Source organism: Streptomyces sp. NPDC021020, from assembly GCF_044333285.1.
Lineage (GTDB): Bacteria > Actinomycetota > Actinomycetes > Streptomycetales > Streptomycetaceae > Actinacidiphila.
In genome coordinates, this window is record NZ_JBIRQQ010000001.1 from 306993 (window position 1) to 325966 (window position 18974).

An 18974-nucleotide genomic window follows, 5' to 3' on the forward strand; every position below is an offset into this window, starting at 1 on the left:
CCGACCACTACCCTCCCCCGGAGCCGCCCGGGGGGCCGGAGCGTGCCCGGGGGCGTGGAGCAGGTCGGCGGTCTACGACATCCTCCACAACCCGAAATACACCGGCTACCAGGTCTTCAACCGCCGGGCGACCCGTTCCCGGCACGGCGCCCGCAACGACCCCGCCCTGTGGGTCTGGTCGCCCGAGCCGGTGCACGAACCGCTCATTCCCCAGTGGATGTTCGACGAGATCAACGACACCCGCCGCCAGGAGCACGGCACCCGCCCCGGCGGCGGCGTGAGCAGCGATCCCCACGCCCGCCGGACGTATCTCTTCCGGAGCATGATGATCTGCGGGTGCGACCGCCGGATGCTCGGCAACGGGCGGCCGACGCGGACCTACTACTCCTGCTGGCCCAAGGCGAACAACCGGGGCCGCCGGGAGGTCCTGGAAGGGCATCCGAAGTCGGTCTACATCCGCGAGGACCTCGTTCTCGGGGCTGTCTCGGACTTCCTCGGCGACCGGCTCTTCGGCCCCCGCCGCCGAGAGCTGTTTCTCGCTGTACTCGCCACTCACGACGACACCGCCGCCCGGCAGCGAGACCGGGAACGCGAGCGCCTGCAGCGCGCTCTCGACGAGACGACCCGCTGGCAGGACAACCTTCTCGCCCAGGCCCAGGACTGTGTGCCCGGGGACCCCTTCGCCGCCGGGCTGCGCGAGAGCTTCAACCGGCTCGCGGCCGACAAAACGCGGCTCGTCGGGGAGATCGGGGAGCTGGACGCCGTAGCCGCTCCCGAAGGGCCCACGGAGGACGACGCGGCCTTGCTGGACGCCGTGCCCTATGTGGCCCTGAACCTGGCGAACGCGCCGGAACGTCTTCTTCGGCCGCTGTTCGAGATCGTCAGGCTTCGGGTCAGGCTCCACCTCGACTCGGACGCGGTGACGATCAGCGTCACCCTGCCCGCCCACGCCCTGCCGGACCTGGCGTCGGCCGCCGAAAGGATCGAGGAGAGCGCGCCCGCAGCCGGGCGGGACGCCGGTCGTGCAGGGATTTGTGGTGCCCCCAACGGGATTCGAACCCGTGCTACCGCCTTGAAAGGGCGGCGTCCTGGGCCACTAGACGATGAGGGCTGAGGGCCTGCCGACGGGGCCTCGCGGCGTGCGTCGGGGACGTCAGAAGCTTAGGGGATGGGCGGGGGGTTAGCCAAAACCCTTTCGGTGCGGCGGGGAGGGGGTGGGGGCGCGGGTGGGCGGGAGAATGGGCGGGTGCTGGAGATGAGCCGTGAGGAGTTCGAGGAGCTGGTCGGGGAAGCCCTCGACCGCATCCCCGTCGAGCTGACCCGCCTGATGGACAACGTCGCCGTCTTCGTCGAGGACGAGCCGCCCGCCGGGGATCCGGACCTGCTGGGGCTGTACGAGGGCACGCCGCTCACCGAGCGCGGGGAGTGGTACGCCGGGGTCCTCCCCGACCGCATCACCGTCTACCGCGGGCCGACCCTGCGGATGTGCGCGTCGCGGGAGGAGGTCGTGGAGGAGACGGAGATCACCGTCGTCCACGAGATCGCCCACCACTTCGGCATCGACGACCGGCGGCTGCATGAGCTGGGTTACGGGTAGGGCGCGACGGGCCACGGGAGGCGCGGCCCCGCGCTTCGTACGGAGCCCCCGGGCCGACGCGGAAACGGCCGCGTGCGTGTCCTGGCGGGCGCCGCGGCGTTGGACACGGCGTCGTACGTCCGCAGCGCGCGTGCGCCTTCCCGCACCCGAGCCGCACCCAGCCGCACCAAAGCCGCACCCGAGCCGAGCCAGAGGTCCGTGCCCGATGCCCCCAGCGCCCCCGCCGCCGCCCCCGCCCGCGCCCGCGCCCGAGCTCCCGTACCCGCACCGCCGGGGCGCCGCGTCCGTGCGGTCCGCCGTGCTGGTGGCCGTCCTCGCCGCCGGCGTCGCGGCGTGCGTGAGCGCGGGGGGTGAGCAAGGTCACTCCGCGCCGGTCACCGCGACCGGGAGCGCGGCCGTACGCGCCGGCGGACATGCCGCGCCCGCGGAGGACGCACCGGGGCGCGGGCCCGTCGCGCAAGCGCCCTCCCGGGAGCCGGAGCCGGCGGCGGAGGAGGGCTCGCCGTCCGCCCCCGCGGGCCCGCGCGGCTCCCGTACGCCCGCCCACCAGCCCGTACCGCCCCGCGACGGCGCCTCCGAGCCGCAGCCCACCGCCGGGACGCCGCCCACCGCGGAGCCGCCGTCGAGCGCCGCGCCCCCGGCGGAGGGCACGACCGCCGCGCCGCCCCCCGACGACCCGCCGTCCACGACCGCGCCGCCGGGCGGGTCCGGCGAGGCCACGTCACAGCCCTGAGCACAGCCCTCTGACCACAGCCCCGGGCACAGCCCTGACCACAGCCCCGAGCGCAAGCCGCCCGCGTCCCGTATCCTTGGCCTGGATACGCAGATACGCAGGTCAGCAGCCCTCCTCGAAAGGGATTCGCGAAAGCGGTGCGGCATGCGTATGCTGGTAGATCGTTTGATCTCCTGATCCCCTGATCCCATTGCCTGGCGCCTGATCCGTAACGCGCCGCGTGGCGCGTTCCTCATCTCCTGTGGCTGACCGCATCGAGGCGGTCGTAAGCAAACCTGTGGAGCTGGCGCGTGCCGTAAGTCTCCGAGAGGTTTTGCTTTCGCATGTCCCTTGACAATGCCGACCGTTCCGCCATGCCCGAGTACGCCGCCGACGCGGCCCACGTCACCGAAGAGGTCACCGCAGCGGTGGCCGAAGCCGTAGAGGCCACCGACGAGGCCGTAGAGCCCGCCGCCGAGACCGTCGAAGCGACCGAGCCCGGCGTCACCTTCGCCGACCTCGGCCTGCGCGACGAGATCGTCCGCAAGCTGGCCCAGAACGGCGTGGTCACCCCCTTCCCGATCCAGGCCGCGACCATCCCGGACGCCCTCGCCGGCCGAGACATCCTGGGCCGCGGCCGCACCGGCTCCGGCAAGACGCTGTCCTTCGGCCTGCCGCTGCTGACCCAGCTGGCCGGCGGCCGTACCGAGAAGCGCCACCCGCGCGGCGTCATCCTCACCCCGACCCGCGAGCTGGCCATGCAGGTCGCCGACGCGCTCCAGCCGTACGGCGACGTCCTCGGCCTGAAGATGAAGGTCGTCTGCGGTGGCACGTCCATGCAGAACCAGATCTACGCCCTGGAGCGCGGCGTCGACGTCCTCGTCGCCACGCCCGGCCGGCTGCGCGACCTGATCAACCGCGGCGCGGCCGTCCTCGACCAGGTGCGGATCGCCGTCCTGGACGAGGCCGACCAGATGTCCGACATGGGCTTCCTGCCCGAGGTCACCGAGATCCTCGACCTCGTCCCGGCCGGCGGCCAGCGCCTGCTGTTCTCCGCGACGCTGGAGAACGAGATCGACTCCCTCGTCAAGCGCTACCTGGTGAGCCCGGTCACGCACGAGGTCGACGCCGCCCAGGGCGCGGTCACCACCATGACCCACCACGTGCTGGTCGTGAAGCCCAAGGACAAGGCGCCGGTCACGGCCGCGATCGCCGCCCGCAAGGGCCGCACCATCATCTTCGTCCGCACCCAGATGGGCGCCGACCGCGTCGCCGAGCAGCTCATCGAGTCCGGCGTGCGCGCCGACGCGCTGCACGGCGGCATGACCCAGGGCGCGCGCACCCGCACCCTGGAGGACTTCAAGCACGGGCAGGTCAACGTCCTGGTCGCGACGGACGTCGCCGCGCGCGGCATCCACGTCGACGGCATCGACCTGGTGCTGAACGTCGACCCGGCCGGCGACCACAAGGACTACCTGCACCGCAGCGGCCGCACCGCGCGCGCCGGGCGCTCCGGCACCGTCGTGTCGCTGGCCCTGCCGCACCAGCGCAAGCAGATCTTCCGGCTGATGGAGGACGCGGGCGTCGACGCCTCGCGGCACATCATCGGCGGCGCGGGCGTCTTCGACGAGGACGTGGCCCGGATCACCGGCGCCCGTTCGCTGACCGACGTCCAGGCCGACGCCGTCCACAGCGCCGCCGCCCAGGCCGAGCGCGAGGTCGCCGACCTCACCCGGCAGCTGGAGCGCGTCCAGCGCCGCGCCACGGAGCTGCGCGAGGAGGCCGACCGCCTCACCGCCCGCTCCGCCCGCGAGCGCGGCGAGGACCCGGACGAGGCGATCGCGGCGAAGGCCGCCGAGGCCGCGGAGGCGCTGGCCGCCGCGACGGTCCCCGAGCCGCAGCCCGCCCCGGCGTACCAGCGCCGTGACGACCGCGGCAACTTCGACCGCCGTGACGACCGCCGGCGTGACGACCGCCGTGACGACCGCCGTGACGACCGCCGCCCGTCGTCGTCCTCGTCGTACGAGCGGCGGGACGCCCGTCCGTCGTACGGCAACCGCGACGACCGCCGTCCGGCCTCCTCGTCGTCCTCGTCCTCGTACGACCGCCGGGACACCCGCCCGTCGTACGACCGGGACCGCCGCGACGACCGCCGCCCGTCGTCCTCGTCGTCGTACGAGCGCCGGGACGCCCGCCCCGCGTACGGCAACCGCGACGACCGCCGCGACTCCCGCCCCTCCTACGGCAACCGCGACGACCGCCGCCCGGCCTACGGCCGCCGCGACGACTCCCGTCCGTCGTACGGCAACCGCGACGACCGCCGTCCGTCCTCCTACGACCGCCGCGACGACTCCCGCCCCACCTACGCCCGCGACGACCGCAAGCCCCGCTGGAAGCGCAACGGCTGACCCCACCCCCCCCACCGGGTGCCGGGGCCCCGCCCCGACACCCGGTAACCCTGCTGAGCCGCCCCGACGACCCGGTTATGCTGTCGGGTGCGGGCCGTTAGCTCAATTGGCAGAGCAGGGGACTTTTAATCCTCTGGTTGTGGGTTCGAGTCCCACACGGCCTACCCGGTCTGACCCCTTCGGGGGTCGCGGACCTGCAGGTTCAGTGCCCCGATCGTCTTCGACGGTCGGGGCACAGCCGTGTCCGGGCTACGGGTACGCGTCCAGGCCGCGGGCCAGCGTTGCGGCGTGGTCCGCCATCGCGCTTTTCCATTCCGCGCCGTCCTGCTCGGCGATCTCCCGCCACAAGGACGCGGTCGCCGCGCCGAAAGCCGCGAGTGCGGCAGGAGTCGCGTCGCGCCACGACGGGAAGCGGTAGGCGAAAGCGACTGCCGCTTCGACCGTGTGCCTGGCCTCCATGAGGCGCAGCGCCAGGGCGCCGGGATCGATCCAGGCGGCGCCGCGTGTCGGCCAGGCCCAGTCGATGAGCCGGGCCCGGCCGTCGGCGATCAGGACGTTGTCCGGGGCGAAGTCGGTGTGAAGCAGCGTATCGCCGTCGAAGTGGTGCAGCGTGCCTGGCGGGGCGTACTCCGCCCACCGGTCCACCGCCCGCTTGATCTCGACGTCGGCCGGTGCGCTGATCCCCTGGAGGTCGGCGAGTGCCGCCTCCACGAGGGGGAGGTCCGGGGAGCCGGGCGTGTAGTCCGCGTGGCGGCCGTTGACTACCTCGTAGCCGAGGAGGCTCCAGCCGCCGACTTCCAGGTGCCAGTACAGGCGCGGGCAGGAGGAGGGCAGGTGCGGAGCCACCGCTGCCTCGCGGCGCTGTGCACCCACCTGGGGGTGCGCGGTCGGGATGCCTTTGACGAAGACCGGCCCGCCGTCCGTGTCGAGGACGGAGGCGACCCCGGAGTTCATTCCGCCAGGCGAGGTCGCCGCCTGGCGCACGGCGCCGGTCTTGTCGGCGACGGCCCGGCGTACGACGGCGGGAAGCTGCGCGAAGGGGATTCGGGACATGGACACGACGCGCGGTTCCTCGGCTGCTCGGGGAATGGGGGTGCCGCCCCCGGCCAGGGTACGACCGGGGCGGCACCCCGAAGAAGGCTGCGAGCGGTCGACGGGACAGGACCGTCGTTAGGCCAGTGACCGGTCGGTGATGATGTTCACCCGCTCCTCGAACACCTTCGCCGCGTCGGGGGTGAGCGTCGCCAGCGCGACCATGCTGCTGAGCATTACGTCGCACAGCTCGTTCTGGACGTCCTCCCACGTGTGGCTGTGCCCCTTGCGGGGGTTGGCGGAGACGGCGCCCATCGCCGCCTGGGCCACCTCGCCGACCTCCTCCTGGACCTTGAGGAGACGCAGCAGCCGCGCTTGTGCGGGCGTCGCGTTGTCCTTGTCGTCCAGCCACTGCACGAGCTGGTGGATTTTCGTCCAGATCTCGTCGTTCACGACGGCGGTGCTCCCTGCGTCCGTGCGGATTCCAGATCAGGGGCGACGCTACCGAGCCGGGCGGGCGCGTAGGCCGCGATCTGCTCAGCGATCACACCGGCGGGTGTGGTGGTCGTGTCGACCACGAGGACAGGTACGCCCATGCCGCGCAGGATCACCACCACTTCCGCGTACAGCGCCGACTCGCGCGCGGGGAAGTCCGGCGCCCGGTTGAAACGGTGTGTGGCGCCGCGTCCGGCGATTCGGGCGGCGATGCGCCGGGGGTCCGCGCCGAGGACGACCGCGAGGTCCGGCATGCGCATGCCGGCGTTCAGGTCGAGCAGGTACTGCTGGGGTACACCGTCGAGTGCTTGCACGACGAGTGTCGAGGCGAGGTACCGGTCGCTCACCACGGTGACGCCGGACTCCAGGCGCGGGACCACCTCGTGGGCCAGGTGGTGATGCCGGTCGGCGACGACCAGGCAGGCCAGCGCCGCCCCGCTGTAGTCGTCCGCGTTCTCGCGGATGAACCGGCCCAGCGTGGAGCGGGAGGGCTCGGTCGTCGCGTGGACGTGCTCCCCGCGGTTCGCCAGCGTTTGGACCAGGGCAGCGACTGTCGTGGACTTGCCGACGCCGCCAGGGCCGTCGACGGTGATGAAGCGTCCGGTCGTCATGCGGTCACCGTCGAGCCCGTGCTGCTCACGGGCGATCTGGGCCAGGGCCTCGCGCAGTTGCGGCAGCGGGGTGCCGGCGAACTGGATACCGACGCTGAACGCGAACTCGTCGCGTTGCCTCATTGCTTCGTCCGCGCCGAGATCTGTCAGGTCGACGTCGGCATAGGCGGTCATGGCGGCCGGGTCGTACCCCGCCGCCAGGAGCTTGTCCCACACCGGCGAGCCCGGATAGGGCCGGAATTCGAAGGCCGAGGCACGGAATCCTCCGGGCAGCCGGTCGGCGAGGTCCCACAGGCGCCGGATGTGCGTCAGCGTCGCGGCAAAGTCCTCCGCCCGCTCCGAGGGGTAGCCCAGGATGAAGTAGCCCTTCACGTTCACACCGCGCCGCATCAGCCGTTCGGCGACCCGCAGCGTCATGTCGGCGGTGATCCGCTTGTCCATCGCGGCCAGCACCCGGTCACTCCCGGACTCGATCCCGAGCGCCACCTCCCGCATGCCGGAGCCGGCGAGGGTGTCGAGCATCGCGTCGTCCTCGCGGTCCAGGACGTTGATCCGGCCCGTCGCGTCCCACACCCACCGCTCCCCGACCCCGTCCGCCGTGAACGCGTCCGTCATCGGGTGGATGATGCGGCGCGCACCGAGGAAGAGGTCGTCGACGAAGCGGAAGGCGCTCACACCGTGGACGTCGGCGAGCTGGTGCATCTCGGCGAGGATGGTGTCCGGGGTACGGGTGCGGATCGTCAGGTCCGGGTTCTTGCTGACAGCCGCGCCGCAGAACCAGCAGTCGTAGGGGCAGCCCCGCGCCCCGACCATGTTCGCCTCGCGTCTGCCGTCGCCCGCCAGGTATGGGTCCTGCGGCAGGAACGCACGGTCCAGGGACAGCTCGTCGATGTCCGGGCTCAGCCAGTGCCGGACGCGGGCCGGGTCGTGCTCGACGCCCTCGACGGGTGTATCGAGGATCCGGTCGCGCCACATCACCCCCGGCAGCTCCGCGCGCCGCCCGGCGTCGTCCAGCAGGGCCGTCACGCGGGTCTCGCCCTCACCTACGACCAGCGCGGCGAGGCGGCTCATACGAGGGTCGGCGAGCACGGTTTCCGGGGCGGCCTTGGCGTGGTGGCCCCCGACCATCAGTTGTACGTCGTCGCCCAGGCCCGCTGCGATCCTCGCCGACAGCTCGTAGGTGGGTGCCAGGAGGTTCAACCCGGCCCAGCGCGGCGCGGCCTCGTTCGCCAGCCGGACCGTCTCCTCGATGCCCAGGCCGTGCGCCTCGGCGTCGAGAAGGCCGATGTTGTGGCCGGCCTGTGCGGCGTAGGTGGCGATGTACCCCATGCCGATGACCGGCAGGGTGTAGTCGGTCAGGCGCGGCCGCAGCGAGTAGTCCCGCAGCGGCGCGTTGATCAGGAGCAGATCGAGGGGCCGTTCCGGGTCGGCACCGGCGATCAGGTCAGGGACGTGGCGTAACGGGTGGTCGGGCATGGATCCCCCACGCGAGTGTGTAGGTGGTCAGGGCGTGAAGTTGCGGCCGGTCCGGTGCCCACCGGGACCAGGCGGCTTCGAACTTGCGTGGCGTTTCGGGCAGCGGCGCCGATGGGGCGGCTTTGGCCGCCCAGGTGCGCACCGCCAAGTCGCCGTGCGGGTAGACGGAGTAGTCGCCGGTGAAGTCCGCGGCGGCGCAGGCCGCGGTCCACGGGCCGATGCCCGGTACCTCCTGGAGGGCCTTCACCATGTCGTCGGGGGACAGCCGGCCCCAGACCTCGCCGTGCTCCAAGTAGGCCGCCGCAGCGGCCGGTAGAGCCTTGCGGTGCAGTGCGGCACCGATCACGGCGAAGTGCTCCTCGGCCAGCTCCAGAACTTCGCGCGGGCCGGGCACGCTGTGCATCACCCCGGCCGGTGTGTCCCAGGAGGGGCCGTAGGTGGTGATCCACCGCTGGTACAGGGCGCGAGCCTGCGGAGCGCGGATGATCTTCCGCAGGAGACCGCTGGTGATCGCCTCCCACAGCGTCGGCGACGGCAGGCGGTGCACCGTCCCCAGGCGGGCCAGCGCTTTCGTGAGGGGCCGCGGGGCGTCCGCCGGGAGCTGCGCCGGTTCCGTCGCGACCGCTTCCACGCGCTCGCCGGCGAGCGGCCCGCCCAGTTGCGACGTGGCCGGCGCGGTGCCGTCCCACGCCACGAACCAGGCACCGGCGCCCCTGACGACGAGGCGGCACGCGGCGCCGTCCGGGCCGGTCGCCCACGCCGGGTGATCGGTCAGCAGGGTGGTGGTCATCGTGGCGCCTTTCGCCGTGCGTCCGTGGGCGCCCGGCGGTGTCCGGCCGGGCGTACTCGGCAGTCTGCTCGCTCTCCGCGTACGCGCGGGCACGAACGGCTCGTTCGACGTCACCTCGAATGCCGGGCGGCCCAGTCGTCGCGGGCGGCGACGAGGGCGGGGCAGATCTTCTGGTCGAAGAGGTCGGCGTGCTCGCGGAGCTTGGCGGCGATCTCGGTGAGCTGGTGGGGGTCGAGTCCGAGGATCCAGCGGCCTTCGGCGAGCTGGAGGTTGACGGCGGGGACGCGGTGGCGGGGGTCGGGGTCGTGGGGGTTGCAGTCGATGCTGCCTTCGAGGACGGGCTCGTCCTGGGGCCCGTCCCACAGGCCGGGGGCGATGACGGGCATGAGCGGGCCTTCGAAGAAGGTGCGGTGGTTGACGAGGGCCAGCCGCTGGGCCAGCTCGTCGGGCGGGACGTCTACCTCGGTGGGGTCGTCCTCGGCCCATTCGGGCAGGTAGCCCTCGTTGACGGTGCCGTCGGTGGTGGTGATCGTCCACGTCCCCGGCGTGCTCCACGGCGGAGGCTGCTCGCGGGCTCCGACCTCGAACCAGACGACCTTTCCGGCGGGGTCGTCGGCGCTGCCCCAATCCGCGGCGAGCGCGTCCACGAGCAGCAGCCCCCGCCCGCCCTCGGCGTCCGGCGAACCGTGCCGCGGCTTCGGCCGTACGGGACTGGCGTCGGTCACCTCCACCCGCACCCGGGTGCCGGTCCAGCGCACGGCCACGACGCACGGGGCTTCGGCGTGCCGGATTGCGTTGGTGACGATCTCGCCGGTCAGCAGGCCCAGATCGTCGAACATCGCGTTGGTGAACGGCACGCGCCATCCGCGTACCACGTTGAGCACTTCACGCCGGGCCGCCGTGACAGCCGCCTCGTCTGCCGACACGCGGAAGTCACGGCTGCGGGCGCGGCACAGGTCGCTCGCGCTCGGCCGGGCTGGAGGAGCAGCGGAGGTCGTCGTACCCGGCGCGGTGCTGTGTGACATGTCAGGGAGACCCTTCGGGGATGGGGCGGAGCACGCCGGTGACGGGGCGATGAGAAGAGGTTCCGCCGACCGCCCGCCTGGCGGGAGTGTGCGCGGGGTCCAAGCGCGGGGTCCGCGAACACACACTGTGTGAAGGCGGGTTGGATACGCTCGGCTGCACTGAGTGATGCGAGGACTACATGGAGCCGAACACACTGCTCGACGCCCTGCTCGATGAAGCCGGCATGTCCCGTGTCGGTCTGGCCGCGCGGGTGAACGCCGCAGGCAGGTCTCGGGGCAGGCAGATGCGCTACGACCACTCCTCGGTGATCCGCTGGCTGCGTGGCCAACGTCCACGCGGTATCGCACCCGACCTGATCTGCGACGTTCTCTCCGCGCGCCTGGGTCGGCCGGTGAGCCTCGACGACATCGGCATGGGCCTTCCCGGGAACGGCGGACACGCCTCGCCGCTGGCGGGTTTCATCGAGCGGTCCACCGCGCTGTGGCGGGGAGACGGGCAGCAGCGCGAGGAACTCGTGCGAGCCCCACTTCTCACCGGCATGGCCGCGATCGGCCCGGTCTGGGAGTGGGAGAACCCGCCGGAGGATTTGGACGTCTCGCGTGCCGGCAGCCTCCACGTGGGCCGTGCCGACGTGGAAGTGCTACGCCTCGCCCGTACGCACTACGAGGCGATGTACCGCCAGACGGGTGGGGTCGCCACACGGGGCCGGGTCGTACGGTTCCTCGCCGAGCACACGGCCCCGCTCGTCAGGGGTGCCTACACCGATGCCACAGGGCGTGAACTCCACCGTGCAGTCGGTGGGTTGGCGGCCGTTGCCGGTATCTGCGCGTACGACTCGGACGCCCAGGGGCTCGCGCAACGCTACTTCCACCAAGCGTTACGTCTTGCCAAGGCGTCCGGTGATCGTGCCTTCGGCGGCTATGTCATAGCGCTGCTGGTCAACCAGGCTGTGTTCGTACGGGATTTCCGGCAGGCAGTGGCCTTTGCCGAGGCCGGTGTCCGTACCGCGGGTGCTCACATGTCCCCGGCGCTGGCCACCGATCTGTACGCCATGCAGGCCAAGGCGTTCTCTCGCATGGGGACCAGGCCGCCGCCCACCGCTGCATGGTGCTCGCCGAATCCGCCGCCGCGCGCATCCGCCCCGCTGACGAGCCGGTCGAGCTGGGCTACGTACAGCCTGGCCTGGTCGAAGCGCAGTTGGCGGAGGCCCTCATCAGCCTGGGTGATTGGGCTCCGGCCCAGACGTATGCCACCGAGGCAGTGCGCGCCCGCGCGCACGCCCGCGGCTCGGTACACCGTATGGCCACCCTCGCCACGGCCGACCTCGGCCGTGGCAGTCCCGAACAGGCCGCCGTACACAGCCTGGACGCGCTGGAACTGGCCAAAGGGCAGGAGTCGCGGCGGCTACGGGACCGCTTCGCCAAACTCCGTGGTCTGCTCGCCGACCACGGTTCTGCGGCCGGCCGCGATGCGGTCGAGCAGATCGACGCCTCCCTCTCGCTGCCGCTGTGACGGGCACAGCGGCTGTCCGGTGCGATAGCGTCCCTGGCACCGCGGCAGGCGATCAGGTACGGAGTGAGCACGTGTCGGTCTGGAAGAACCACGGCGAGAAGACCGTCTACGAGAACCCGTGGCTCACCCTGAACCTCGCGGACGTCGAGCTGCCGGACGGTCGTCACCTCGACCACTACGTCATCCGGCAGCGCCCGGTCGCCCTCGCCACCGTCGTCAACGAGGCCGGTGAGGCACTGCTGTTGTGGCGGCACCGGTTCATCACCGACTCGTGGGGTTGGGAGTTGGCCGCCGGGGTCGTCGAACACGGTGAGGACATCGAGGCGGCAGCCGCTCGCGAAATGCTGGAGGAGACCGGCTGGCGCCCCGGCCCGCTCCAGCACCTGCTGACCGTCGAGCCCTCCAACGGCCTTGCCGACGGCCGCCACCACGTCTACTGGTCCACCTCCGCCGAATACGTCGGCCACCCCGAGGACGACTTCGAATCCGACCGGCGTGAGTGGGTCCCGCTGGCCGCCGTCCCGTCCCTCATCGAGCGCGCCGAGATCAGGTCCGCCAACGCGGTGGCCGCGCTTCTCCTGCTGCACCGGATGCACGCCGGAGGGTAGGGAGCCGCCATCGCGCGCCTTGATCCAGCGGTCCCTCCGGTCGAGGTTCTCGCGCTGAATGCATGAGCGATGCGTGAGCGGACGTGGTGACACCCGGTGTTCTGTAGCGGACCCGGCGACAACGACCTTGCCGGAAACGCACTCGCCTTCCTCGCCTTCCAGGCCGTCAGCGGCGACCAGAAAGCCGGAGTCGAGATCGCCGCCCGGTCTTGCGCCACGATCGGCCCGGAGGCCCCCGCCGGAGTACGCGCCCTCCTCCACGAAGGCCTCGCCTGGGCCTGTGCGGTCGCGGGGCCGCGCCACCGAGTGCGAGCACGCCTTCGTCGCAGCCGAGTCCGCCCTCGCCCCTTACGACGACACCTACGCCCGCGACAAAGCCCTTTACCTCTCCTGGCTCGGCGACTCCTACCTCACCGCAGGCGAAGCCGAACAAGCCGCCGCCACAGCCGACCGCGCCCTCGACCACGCACACGGCATCGCCTCCGTCCCCCCGCCCGCCTGGCACCTCTCCTCAAGCCGGGGCCTCCCCGCGGTGGACGCGGTGCTGGAGAAGGCCGTAGCGGTCTGACGCCTACGCGTCCGGCTCCGTGCTGTCCGCGACCCACCGCAGGTACGCCTCCGACCCGGCCACGATCGGCACCGCGACCACTTCCGGCTTCTCCCACGGATGCTGCTCCAGCAGATGCGCCTCCAGCGCGGGATACCGCGCAGCGGTGGTCTTGAGCAGCAGTTGCCACTCCTCACCGGTCCCGAACTCCCCTCGGTGCCAGAACACCGACACCACCGGCCCCACCACTTGCGCCCCCGCCGCAAGCCGCCCCCGCACGGCCGACTCCGCGAGCCGGACAGCCTGTTCGCGCGTCTCGGTAGCGGTCGACACCTGCACGAAGTCGGTCATGCCCGGAGCATAACCGAGGCCGCCTGGTCGCTACTCCGTGCTCAAAACTAATGACACGAGGCTCGGGCGACTGCACCTCGGCGGACATGACGAAAGCTCCCCGCCATTCCGAAGGCGCACATGCGTACAGGGTTCAAGCGTGACCGTTCAAGGGATCACTCTCTCCTGAAATCACCCGGTCACCCTCCTGCCTAAAGGTCATGGGCACCCACCCCTCCTCAGAAGGATCGGACGGGCCCTCAGTGACGAATGCCCCTACCTGGCCTACATAGTCAGCCAACTGCTTCAACGTGGACGTCACTTCTGCATGACCGTTGGACGTTTCCAATGTGAATTGGAAGGAAGGAGAGAATTCGCCTATCACGGAAGTCATTGGATTGCGTGTTTCGAGTTCCATCACAAGGCCGCCATCTGATATCGGCGAAGCGTGCAGAATTAGTCGCGGCGGCAGGTTCTGATTTGCTTTCTCTGGATTCTCGAACACAACCTGCATTCGTTGTGAGATCCCGTGGATTTTGGTCTCCACAACCATGTTGGAGCGATGTTTGTCTGTGTTGTTGAGATCGGACAGCAAGACAAGGGGATCCTTCGATATGTCTTCAGCGGGCCGATTGAACGGCTGCAAAAGCTCGATCCGTTCGGCTACCAGGTCGGGGACGGTCTGCAGGTTCCGCTTCCTTGCGTCGGCCCACTTGGACTGGTCGCGAATTACGGGGAACTGTAGAGCCCTCGGATTTGGAGGCGTACGGCCGTCGATGTGCGCGAACTGCCAGACAAGCCCGTCAAGCGAGCTTCGTAGGTTGTGCAGGCAATCGCCGAGGACGAGGGCCCATTCCAGCAGTGGGGGATAAGTGCGGATCTTGAGCCGCAGCTCCCACCTCCGTCCATCTTTAGCGAGACTCCCCTCGGTGGCCACAGGATCGTTCGCCGCCCAGATCTGGAGCCTTGACTCAAGATCCCGGGCGTGGCGAGCTGCCTGCGCGATCTTCAGTACTGGCCAAGAGCTGATGTCCGCACCCACTTTCCATGATCGGCCGAGGCCGCGTACCGGCGTCTGCTGCTGATCGGATGGGTCGGGTTCGGGCGCTGTTGCTGTGACCATGCGGGCAATGTACTGGTTTGCCGTTCCGGAGCGCCTTCGATTTCGCCGTCCCGACCGGCAAGGCGAGACCCCGCACTGGCCGGAGGTGGGTGGGGGCGCGCGGCGCTCATGGCGCGGAGGCGGTAAAGCAGCGCTGGTGTCGTCGGTGGCGCGGTTGGCCAGGCCCAGGGCGTCGCTCTGCTGGTACACCAGCGCGTTCGGGCCGTCCACCGGCGCCCGCAGCGAATACCCGTCCCGTTCATCGTCGAACGCGGCGAGATCAGATCCGCCAACGCGGTGGCCGCGCTCCTCGTCACCCACCGCACACACACCGGAGTGTGGGAAGCCCTACGTCGCCCGACGTCTGTGGGGCTCATTGGGGGTTGACCGATGGGGGAGTGCATTCACGCCTGGCTATGGGCTGTCCCGTAATCGATCTTCGCGCGGCGAGTGATCTGGCAGGAGCGCTGGCGCTCTGGTCGGTCGGCGCGTCGTGGGCGGCATCTACCATGCTTTCGTGACGCGATCGTGGGCTGTACGAAGGATGGCCGAGCAGTTTGTTGAGCTGCTCGGGATAGCTCCTACCAGCATCGATGGTGGCGAGCTCAAGTTCGTCCGGGGAAGCCTGCGCACCACGCTTTCAATCTGGAAGGACCGCTACGACCGGTTGCTCTTCGGCTGGATGGTGCACACGGACTACACCGGTCTCGGTGACCGGATGGACGGCTTTGGAAGAGTGGGCATTCGGATCGACCACCCCTCGCCGTCCGGCGACGCAGGTCCGATCGACGTCCCTCCCGCTGCCTGCTATCCCTGGCCGGCGGGCAGCGCCCCGCTTTCCTTCGAGGTCACTGCCAGCGTTACTCGCTACGGGCCGCCCTCCCTGCAGTTCGTCCGCAACTCCCACGACCTGGGGCTGTTGCTCCTGGCGGATACCCATGTTCATCGGGACGAGGTCTGGTCGTGCGCGCCGGCCAACAACGAGCCGGGACGACTTGCGAAGGCCATCCTTTTGGCTCGTCAGTGCGGTGATCAGGATCTGGAGCGGGAGGCTGTCGCCAAGCTGCGGAACCGCGGCGAGGAACCGGTGGCTCGTCGCCCCGACTACTTGTTCCGGCAGGCCGTCGCCGACTGGTCAAGGCAGTATGCCAAGGCCACGGGCGTCGATCTCAGTGACCTGGCCAGGCTCAAGCGGAAGAGCCCTCAGTACCCCGAGATCCCGTAGTTCAACACGGCTCCTCTGGGCTGGGAGATGATCTCGCCGTGATCACGGCATCGAAGCCCCGCTGGACAAGCCCGTTCACCGGGCTGAGCCCGCAGCAGTTCGGCGCGCTCATCACCGCTCTGCGCAAGGAAGACGCGGTCCCGGGACGCAGGGGACGGCCGTTGGTTCTGCCGCTTGAGGATCGCATGCTGCTGGTCATCGCTTACTGGCGGACCAACATGACACTGCGACAGCTCGCGCTGCTGTTCGGGATCTCGAAGTCTGCGGCCGACCGCATCATCGGCCATATCGGGCCTTCCCTCGCTCTGCGCCAGCGCCGGCGGTTCCGCAAGGATGCTGTGCTGATCGTGGACGGCACCCTGGTTCCCACCCGCGACCACAGCATCGCCGAGCGATCGAAGAACTACCGGTACTCCACCAGCCACCAGGTCGTCATCGACGCCGTCACTCGGCGCGTCGTCGCCGTCGGCCGGTCCCTGCCCGGTACCCGCAACGACTGCAAGGGATGGGAACTGTCCGGCGCAAAGGCCGCCGTCGGGACGACAAACGTGATCGCTGACGGCGGCTACCGCGGCACCGGGCTGGTCATCCCTCACCACTGGGAACGCGACCAGGCCGAACTACCGATCTGGAAAGCGGAGCACAACGCCTCCCACCGCAAGGTCCGCGCCCGCGTCGAGCACTTCTTCGCACGCATGAAGACCTACAAGATCCTCCGCGACTGCCGCCAGAAAGGCCCCGGCCTCCACCACGCCGTCGCCACCATGCACAACCTCGCCCTGATTGCATGATCACGCCGACCCGCAACCAGGCCCCGACCTGCCCGACCACACCCTTCTGCAACACCCTTTAGCTGGCCTCCGCCTACCGCTCGCCACGGCCCGGCACGCTCTGGCCAGGACTTTTAATCCATTGGTTGTGGGTTCGAGTCCCACGCGGTCTACGAGGTCGGGCCTCCCCGGAGGCCGCTGGCCTGCGGGTCCGGTGCCCCGGTTGTCTTCGGACGGCTGGGGCACAGCGGTGTGTGGGGGCGGGCGTGGGCGGGTGCGCGGTTGGTGGAGCGGTCCGCGACCTCAGCTTCGGTGCTCGTCAGGACGGGTTGCTGCGGCCGGGCCGTTGTCACAGGGACGGCCTATGGTGCGTCGCAGCGGGGTGGAGCGACTTGGGGAGCATTCATGGGAACCAGCTACGAGGGCGTACTCGTCGTGGCCGGAGTCGAGCCGGTGCGTGCGGCTCTGGCCCGGGCCGAAGTGACGGCGATCGTTGCTCCTGTCGGTGTGGAGCGCACCGCGATACTGCCGTGTGAGGGCGCGCACAACGTTGCGGAGGTGGACGACTTGGCGCGCTACCTCAGCGGTACGTGCGGATTCAGCGTGCTCGTCCACACTCTGTACGACTCCGACCTACTGAGCTTGTACGTCTACAGAGGCGGCGACTGCGTTCATGAATACCAGTCGGAAATGGCCTACCTGGGAACGTCTTTCGAGGACGAGGACGGTGAGATGAAGGTCGAGTTGGGCGGCGTGCTCTACGCCTCCGACGACGAGTCCCTGCCCACCGGTCCCTGTGGTGCTGACCCCGAGGTGTTCTCAGCCTTTGGGACCGGGCACGTGGACCATGGCCAGCTCGGCGCGCTGCTCAGGTGCGAAGGCCTGGACGACGAGGGTGCGTGTATGTACGCCCAGGGCCTCCACTGGGCTGTGTCGGAGGCGTTGAATCTGCAACCCGCGGCGCTGACCGAGGCCTACCGTCATGCCGATGTCTCCGACTACCCGGGGGCCGTACTGGTCGGCCCTCCGCGGAACGAACTGCCGGCCGGTGCCGCCCTGCTGTAGCCCCCGTCACATCGGACAATCGGGCCAGGCGCGGTCCGGAGGCAAGCGATTGCCACCGCTGTCAGTACCAGAGGGTGAGTCCCGCCGCGCCAACTCCCGTGCGGGCCGCATGGCGCAGTACGCGGAGGGGGCCGTCGATCAGTTCGTCGACGTCGCAGTTCGGGGCGTCGGCCATCTCGTCCAGGAACAGCCGGATGCGGGCGGTCACCTGGGGTCGGCGGGGCCGGGGGAGGGCGAGCGCCTGCTCGGCTGCGGGGAGGGCGGCGCGTACCGCTGCGGCGTCGAAGAGGAACTGGCCGCAGCAGCCCGGGAGCTGGGGGATCGCGTGGGGGCCGAGCCCCCACAGGAGTGCCGCCGCGCTGTCGCCCCGGGGGACGGTGGCGCAGAACGTGCCTTCGCCCTCCTGCTGCGGGACCGCGTGGAGGAGGTGGTCCTGCAGCTCGTCGGCCTCGGCCGCGGCGTTCCGGACGCCTTCGACCGCGTCGGCGAAGCGCGCGATGTCACCGGTGTGCGAGGGGTGTTCGGGTGCGCTGTCGGTCGACCGCCACTCGCGCCACCGGTCCGCGTCGGCGGACGCCTCCGGCCACGCTCCGTGGGCGCGTGCCGCGTCGGGGAACAGGCGACGCGCCTCCTCGACGGCGGCGTCCGCCACGACGCCGACCACCCAGACCCCCATCACGCTCATCCGTGCTCCTTCGCGTCCATGTCGCCCGCGGCCCCATCGCCCCTGTCTCGTCAGCCGAGGCCTTCGACGATGCGGAAATCGCGTTCGGCGCCGTCGGAAAGGACCGCCAGCGCCTTCTGTGGTGCTCCTTGCGTACGCGGGGGTTCCGGACCGGGGCCGACGCTACCGAGTCCGGCGGGCGCGCGCGGCGGGATCGGCTGGGCGACCATACGGGCAGGTGAGGCGACCCGCCGCGCGGGAGCGGCCCCGTCCGGTCAGGCGCCCGCCTGGAGGCGGAGGCCTGCCAGGGTCAGGTCCAGGGCGGAGCGGAACTGGTCGGTGTCGTCGTGGCCGTCGAACTCGTCGGCGATCTCGTGGACGAAGGGGAAGTCCGCGGGGTCGAGCTCGCGCCAGGTCTGGGCGTAGCGGGAGAGGTACTCCTCGCGGGTGGTGGCGCCGTCGAGGACTTCCTCGGGGGGTTCCTGGCCCATGTCGACGGCGGTGCCGACGACGACGCCGACGACCGCGGACACCGCGTGGAAGCGCTGGCGCGCGGTGAGGTCGAGGCGGAGGGTCTGGCGGCCCAGCTCCTCGTAGAGGCGCAGCGAATTGCCCTGGACGTCGGTGTTGCGCATGAAGTACGCGCCGAGCCAGGGGCGGTTCACGATCGCGTCGAAGAGGGTCACGGCCATCGCGCGGAGGTCGTCGATCGGGTCGTCGCTCGGCGGGAGCTTCTGGATGTCGGCCAGCACCTGCCCGATCACGTGGTCGGTGGCGCGGTCGAGCAGCTCCTCCTTGTTCGCGACGTACCAGTAGATGCTGGCGACGCCGCCGCCGAGGCGCTGGGCGAGGGCGCGGAAGGTCAGGGCGTGCGCCCCGGCCTCGTCGAGCAGGGCCACCGCCTCGGTGAGCACGGACTCCATCGAGTGCGACGCCCGCCGGCGCCCCCCGGCGGGACGGCGGCCGTCGACAGGACGGCGACCTTCGACGGGACGGCGGCGGCG

Annotated in this window: 17 protein-coding genes, 3 tRNA genes and 2 pseudogenes; 12 read left to right on the forward strand and 10 right to left on the reverse strand. The window is 70.6% G+C overall.

The window, feature by feature from the left end; translation table 11 throughout:
- Positions 1-79: 79 nt before the first annotated feature.
- Positions 80-190 (forward strand): annotated as a pseudogene (locus ACH4SL_RS01365) (hypothetical protein); the annotation flags it as partial.
- Between the two features lie 845 nt (positions 191-1035).
- On the opposite strand, the gene ACH4SL_RS01370 reads toward ACH4SL_RS01365, so the two are convergent.
- Positions 1036-1111: transfer RNA gene (locus ACH4SL_RS01370), tRNA-Glu, on the reverse strand.
- 135 nt (positions 1112-1246) lie between these two features.
- On the opposite strand from ACH4SL_RS01370, the gene ACH4SL_RS01375 reads away from it, so the two are divergent.
- From ACH4SL_RS01375 to ACH4SL_RS01390, 4 genes are all read left to right on the forward strand, one after another.
- On the forward strand, positions 1247-1597 hold the full coding sequence (locus tag ACH4SL_RS01375; protein WP_398441235.1) for a metallopeptidase family protein: 351 nt from the start codon (positions 1247-1249) through the stop codon (positions 1595-1597).
- A 205-nt stretch (positions 1598-1802) separates the two neighbouring features.
- On the forward strand, positions 1803-2330 hold the full coding sequence (locus ACH4SL_RS01380) for a hypothetical protein (RefSeq protein WP_398441236.1): 528 nt from the start codon (positions 1803-1805) through the stop codon (positions 2328-2330).
- Positions 2331-2653: 323 nt separating this feature from the next.
- Positions 2654-4717: a DEAD/DEAH box helicase gene (locus ACH4SL_RS01385; RefSeq protein WP_398441237.1), complete on the forward strand. Its 2064-nt coding sequence runs from the start codon at positions 2654-2656 to the stop codon at positions 4715-4717.
- 91 nt (positions 4718-4808) lie between these two features.
- Positions 4809-4881, forward strand: a tRNA-Lys gene (locus tag ACH4SL_RS01390).
- An 85-nt stretch (positions 4882-4966) separates the two neighbouring features.
- Here ACH4SL_RS01390 and ACH4SL_RS01395 read toward each other — a convergent pair.
- The 5 genes from ACH4SL_RS01395 to ACH4SL_RS01415 all read right to left on the reverse strand — a co-directional run bounded on the left by ACH4SL_RS01395 (position 4967) and on the right by ACH4SL_RS01415 (position 10146).
- Positions 4967-5770: an aminoglycoside phosphotransferase gene (locus ACH4SL_RS01395; protein ID WP_398441872.1), complete on the reverse strand. Its 804-nt coding sequence runs from the start codon at positions 5768-5770 to the stop codon at positions 4967-4969.
- A 117-nt stretch (positions 5771-5887) separates the two neighbouring features.
- Positions 5888-6202: a MazG-like family protein gene (locus tag ACH4SL_RS01400; RefSeq protein ID WP_398441238.1), complete on the reverse strand. Its 315-nt coding sequence runs from the start codon at positions 6200-6202 to the stop codon at positions 5888-5890.
- Positions 6199-8331, reverse strand: a complete 2133-nt coding sequence (gene tmk / locus ACH4SL_RS01405; RefSeq protein ID WP_398441239.1) for a dTMP kinase — start codon at positions 8329-8331, stop codon at positions 6199-6201. Before tmk ends, ACH4SL_RS01400 begins: the two co-directional genes overlap by 4 nt.
- Entirely contained in the window at positions 8300-9121 is an 822-nt protein-coding gene (locus ACH4SL_RS01410) for a hypothetical protein (RefSeq protein WP_398441240.1), read from the reverse strand. Before ACH4SL_RS01410 ends, tmk begins: the two co-directional genes overlap by 32 nt.
- A gap of 110 nt (positions 9122-9231) precedes the next feature.
- Positions 9232-10146, reverse strand: a complete 915-nt coding sequence (locus tag ACH4SL_RS01415; RefSeq protein WP_398441241.1) for an ATP-binding protein — start codon at positions 10144-10146, stop codon at positions 9232-9234.
- Positions 10147-10325: 179 nt separating this feature from the next.
- On the opposite strand from ACH4SL_RS01415, the pseudogene ACH4SL_RS01420 reads away from it, so the two are divergent.
- The 3 genes and pseudogenes from ACH4SL_RS01420 to ACH4SL_RS01430 all read left to right on the forward strand — a co-directional run bounded on the left by ACH4SL_RS01420 (position 10326) and on the right by ACH4SL_RS01430 (position 12835).
- Positions 10326-11659: pseudogene (locus ACH4SL_RS01420) on the forward strand (transcriptional regulator).
- Positions 11660-11730: 71 nt separating this feature from the next.
- Positions 11731-12267, forward strand: a complete 537-nt coding sequence (locus ACH4SL_RS01425; RefSeq protein WP_398441243.1) for an NUDIX hydrolase — start codon at positions 11731-11733, stop codon at positions 12265-12267.
- A 280-nt stretch (positions 12268-12547) separates the two neighbouring features.
- The gene (locus tag ACH4SL_RS01430; RefSeq protein WP_398441244.1) at positions 12548-12835 is read left to right on the forward strand and encodes a hypothetical protein; all 288 of its coding nucleotides are present in this window, start codon (positions 12548-12550) and stop codon (positions 12833-12835) included.
- A gap of 3 nt (positions 12836-12838) precedes the next feature.
- On the opposite strand, the gene cutA is transcribed toward ACH4SL_RS01430, so the two are convergent.
- Together cutA and ACH4SL_RS01440 are read right to left on the reverse strand one after the other, a co-directional pair.
- Positions 12839-13165, reverse strand: coding sequence for a divalent-cation tolerance protein CutA (gene cutA, locus ACH4SL_RS01435; RefSeq protein WP_398441245.1), 327 nt, complete (start codon positions 13163-13165; stop codon positions 12839-12841).
- Between the two features lie 133 nt (positions 13166-13298).
- Positions 13299-14567: a hypothetical protein gene (locus ACH4SL_RS01440; protein WP_398441246.1), complete on the reverse strand. Its 1269-nt coding sequence runs from the start codon at positions 14565-14567 to the stop codon at positions 13299-13301.
- Between the two features lie 223 nt (positions 14568-14790).
- Here ACH4SL_RS01440 and ACH4SL_RS01445 point away from each other — a divergent pair, with 223 nt between their 5' ends.
- The 4 genes from ACH4SL_RS01445 to ACH4SL_RS01460 all read left to right on the forward strand — a co-directional run bounded on the left by ACH4SL_RS01445 (position 14791) and on the right by ACH4SL_RS01460 (position 17306).
- On the forward strand, positions 14791-15471 hold the full coding sequence (locus tag ACH4SL_RS01445; protein ID WP_398441247.1) for a hypothetical protein: 681 nt from the start codon (positions 14791-14793) through the stop codon (positions 15469-15471).
- Between the two features lie 20 nt (positions 15472-15491).
- On the forward strand, positions 15492-16262 hold the full coding sequence (locus ACH4SL_RS01450) for a transposase (protein ID WP_398441873.1): 771 nt from the start codon (positions 15492-15494) through the stop codon (positions 16260-16262).
- Between the two features lie 73 nt (positions 16263-16335).
- A tRNA-Lys gene (locus ACH4SL_RS01455) sits at positions 16336-16414 on the forward strand.
- A 232-nt stretch (positions 16415-16646) separates the two neighbouring features.
- Entirely contained in the window at positions 16647-17306 is a 660-nt protein-coding gene (locus ACH4SL_RS01460) for a hypothetical protein (RefSeq protein ID WP_398441248.1), read from the forward strand.
- A gap of 61 nt (positions 17307-17367) precedes the next feature.
- Here the strand turns inward: ACH4SL_RS01460 and ACH4SL_RS01465 are convergent, their stop codons facing one another.
- Together ACH4SL_RS01465 and ACH4SL_RS01470 are read right to left on the reverse strand one after the other, a co-directional pair.
- The gene (locus ACH4SL_RS01465) at positions 17368-17991 is read right to left on the reverse strand and encodes a hypothetical protein (protein ID WP_398441250.1); all 624 of its coding nucleotides are present in this window, start codon (positions 17989-17991) and stop codon (positions 17368-17370) included.
- Between the two features lie 254 nt (positions 17992-18245).
- Positions 18246-18893, reverse strand: coding sequence for a TetR/AcrR family transcriptional regulator (locus tag ACH4SL_RS01470; protein WP_398441874.1), 648 nt, complete (start codon positions 18891-18893; stop codon positions 18246-18248).
- Positions 18894-18974: the final 81 nt, after the last annotated feature.